This window comes from Prevotella sp. OH937_COT-195, from assembly GCF_003932845.1.
GTDB lineage: Bacteria > Bacteroidota > Bacteroidia > Bacteroidales > Bacteroidaceae > Prevotella.
Genome location: NZ_RQZH01000050.1, coordinates 1 through 3,669, shown reverse-complemented (window position 1 = coordinate 3,669; position 3,669 = coordinate 1). Strand labels below are relative to the sequence as shown.

The following is a 3,669-nucleotide window of genomic DNA, read 5'->3' as shown; positions in this document are numbered from 1 at the left end:
TTATACCCGGGACGCAATGTCGAAAAAAAAACAAAACGCCCCGCTTGTCATTGTACTACTTCTCTGTCTCATTGAACAATATCAAAGAACTCATCCTTTTAAATAGCCTCGCAACATTTTTCAGAAGCGAAGCGAATGCAAAGGTACTACATTTCCCGATACCACCAAAACTTTTTCAATATATTTTTCAGAAAAGAGATAAAATTTTCGCGTTTCTTTACATATAACCAAGTTTTAATCCCCGTTTAGTTAATACTTAGTCATTTTTTAGTATCTTGTACGCAAAAACAAGTCCGCAAGTTCAATAAGTAGTTGTTCGAAAATAATAGTATATTAAAAAGTTATTTTTCCTCTTTTTATATATAATAGTATGTATTATAATATAATAATGATAAAAGTCACTCTGTTGTCGAGTGACTTTTATCATTACTGGTAAAGCATCCGTTCGTGCCAAGTATTTTAATATGCATCTTCTTCTGCCATCTCTTTTTTTGTTATCTGTCTGCGGTCGAGTGAACGCCAAACATAAACAATATATGCAAGGACAAAAGGAATGAGTAGCGACACATAGAACATGGTACGCAGAGTAAATTCGCTGCTTGACGAGTTATGGATAGTGAGCGAACTCTGCAAGTACGCGTTTGACGGATAGTAGGCTGTACCATTCCATCCGGCGATTAGGAACAGTACAAGTACCGTGAGTATAGTTCCCAGTCCGGCAAACCATATACCTTTTCTATATGTTTTCCTGACAACAGGAAGTATTATTCCGTATAGTACGAGTGCTACGCCTATAAGCAGAACAACGGCAAGATACCATATAGACATCAGATTGTTTAGATATTTCATCGGTTCCATAAATATCACTCCCGTTGCAGGGTCGTATGCGTAACCGTCTTTGAGTATGGTGCGTACGAGGAATGCCACAAAGAGAATGAGGAAAGGTACCGCGTCTCCCAACAATTTGGCATGGCATCGATTGTTAATTGTCTCGTCATCTATGTTGTTTATGAAATAAAGATTACCGAGAACACGTGCAAGGAAGAACACTGCAAAACCAAGAATAAGATTCCAAGGGTCAAGTAGTGCGTCAAGACCATGCGATGCATTTGCCCAACTGCTTATCACGGGTTGCATCCCATCGGTAAAATTCTGTTTTGCCACGATGAAATTCGAGCCATTGAAAAATGTTGCCACGGCACCACCGAGAAGCAATGGTCCAAGAACACCGTTCAGCACGAGAAACCATTGAAATGTTTTAACTCCGAGGAAATTACCCAATTTATTCTGAAACTCGTAACTTACCGCATGCAAAACGAAAGAAAACAGTATCAACATCCACAACCAATATGCTCCGCCGAAACTGGTGCTATAAAACAATGGGAACGATGCGAAGAAAGCTCCGCCGAAAGTAACAAGTGTTGTAAATGTTATTTCCCATTTTCGTCCGGTGCTGTTTATCATCATGCGACGTTCCTCTGCAGTCTTTCCGAGTGTAAACAGCAACGAGTTTCCACCCTGTACAAACAATAAGAAAACAAGCAGTGCACCAAGAAGTGATATCAGGAACCACCAATAATGTTGCAAGAAATCGTATGTCATATTTTATTTTAGATTTAAATGTTAAATATTTTTTGTCTTATATATTGCGCGACATTGTGTTTTCAATTCACAATTTCGCTCATCGTTCATACTGCGGTCCTTTCTTTATCTGTTTCAGCAAGATATTAATCTCCACTGCAAGCATTGTGGTAAATAGTGTGATAAAGAGGAAGAACGTAAATGCTACTGCTCCTGCGGAGATGTTGCTTATTGCGGCAGTCGTCGGCAACATGTCTTGTATTGTCCAAGGCTGGCGTCCGAACTCGGCCACGAGCCATCCGCTCTCGCTTCCCAAGTATCCCATCGGCAACAATATTATTCCAAGCCATAAAAACCATCTTTTACTGTTTGCAATATCCTTTCGGTATGCAATGAACACCATCACGGCAAAGAACAATATGAACAGCGTTCCGAGACCAACCATTATTCGGAAAGCATAGAAACATACTGGAATTGGCGGCACAAGTTCATCAACGTTCTTGATATATCCATAACCGAAATAAGGCATGTTTACTTTCAGTATCGGCAGTTGTCGCTGTGCCTCTGCCTCGTTTCCGGCAGCCTTTGCCTTGCGGTAGTTGCCGAGTGCGGTTATGGCAAGTTTTCCTTTCTCTATTTTCTCGTTATATGATATTTCCATCTTTCCGTCGGGCGTGGTATAACCGTTTATCAAATCGTTAACACCGGGTACATATCCGTTCATGTTTCTTGTGGCAAGGAATGACAATGCGCCCGGTACTTCCATTTTCATGGGGGGCTCTTTTTCATTCTTGTAATCAGGTTGTTTAAACGGGTTTATCATTGCAAATACCGTAATCCCTTGATTGGTTCCTCCGTTGTAAAGTCCCTCCATGGCTGCAAGTTTCATCGGCTGCACTTGCGCCACTCTGTATGCGCTCTCGTCGCCTGTCGCTGCTGCAAGTAGAGAAGAAACGAGTCCTACCACGGAAGCAATTTTTATACTCTCCACTGCCAATTTCGTATCACGCTTCTTTAGCAGATACCACGAACACACAGCAACCACGAATATTGCACCGATAATCCACGTCGATATTACCGTGTGAAAGAATTTGTCTATTGCGAATGGTGACAAGGCTACCTCTGAAAACGATACCATCTCATGGCGCATCGTATCGGGATTAAATTCGCATCCCACAGGATATTGCATCCACGAGTTCGCAACGAGTATCCACCATGCCGATATTGTTGCTCCGATACCGGTTAACCATGTAGATGCGAGATGGAAACCTCGCGATACTTTCTGCCAGCCGAAAAACATCACTGCCACAAAAGTACTCTCCATAAAAAATGCCACTATACCTTCCACGGCGAGCGGTGCTCCGAAAATGTCACCGACAATCCATGAATAGTTACTCCAGTTTGTTCCGAACTCAAATTCAAGGATAATTCCCGTTGCCACACCCATTGCAAAGTTCACTCCGAATAGTTTCTGCCAGAAACGTGCCGCATCTTTCCAGAATTGTTTTCCCGTGTTATAATAGCACGTTTCCACAATGGCCATTATTAGTGCCAATCCAAGTGTCAGCGGAACGAAGAGCCAGTGATAAATGGCGGTAAGCGCAAACTGTGCTCTCGCCCAATCTATCGCTCCTGCGTCAACTGTAAGTAGTAGGTTATTCATAATTTGCTTATTTTTTTAAGTTATCTGTTTAATATTTCAGTCGCCACGAACGAAGATTCCTTCCCTTTTTCACTATGTTGCGATATAAAGTTGGGAAAGAAAAATATTTTAAGGATTACAAAAATCACAAACAATTTGATGCCGATTATCAACCACAACGTCTTGCCGAGTCTCATGTTACGAAATCCGTCGTAATACAAATCGAATACCCTGTATAAAAAATTACATTTGTTCATTGTTGCCTATGGCATGGATTTAAAATGAATATTAATATGCAAAGATACTTTTTTTCTTTACGACATGCAAATGTTTTTATTTTTTTCTTAAAAAATCTATCATTTAGGTCTAAGTAATTGGCTATGAACAGCCTTTTGAGTTATGATTTTCAGCAGGTAATGATTTAGCGACCTATCTTCTGCAATGAC

General features: G+C 40.8%; 3 protein-coding genes. All 3 read right to left on the bottom strand.

Annotated features, from left to right (window positions below):
* Nucleotides 1-459: 459 nt before the first annotated feature.
* A complete protein-coding gene (locus EII32_RS11030; RefSeq protein ID WP_125235435.1) occupies nt 460-1,602 on the bottom strand; it encodes a cytochrome d ubiquinol oxidase subunit II in 1,143 nt (380 codons plus the stop codon).
* 79 nt (nt 1,603-1,681) lie between these two features.
* Nucleotides 1,682-3,244, bottom strand: a complete 1,563-nt coding sequence (locus EII32_RS11025; RefSeq protein ID WP_125235434.1) for a cytochrome ubiquinol oxidase subunit I — start codon at nt 3,242-3,244, stop codon at nt 1,682-1,684.
* A gap of 20 nt (nt 3,245-3,264) precedes the next feature.
* On the bottom strand, nt 3,265-3,480 hold the full coding sequence (locus EII32_RS11020; protein ID WP_125235433.1) for a DUF4492 domain-containing protein: 216 nt from the start codon (nt 3,478-3,480) through the stop codon (nt 3,265-3,267).
* Between the last annotated feature and the right edge of the window lie 189 nt (nt 3,481-3,669).

Bases quoted from the DNA above. Each gene is read 5' to 3' on its own strand.
- EII32_RS11025 (WP_125235434.1), bottom strand. From the start codon at position 3,244: ATGAATAACCTACTACTTACAGTTGACGCAGGAGCGATAGATTGGGCG.
- EII32_RS11020 (WP_125235433.1), bottom strand. From the start codon at position 3,480: ATGAACAAATGTAATTTTTTATACAGGGTATTCGATTTGTATTACGAC.
- EII32_RS11030 (WP_125235435.1), bottom strand. From the start codon at position 1,602: ATGACATACGATTTCTTGCAACATTATTGGTGGTTCCTGATATCACTT.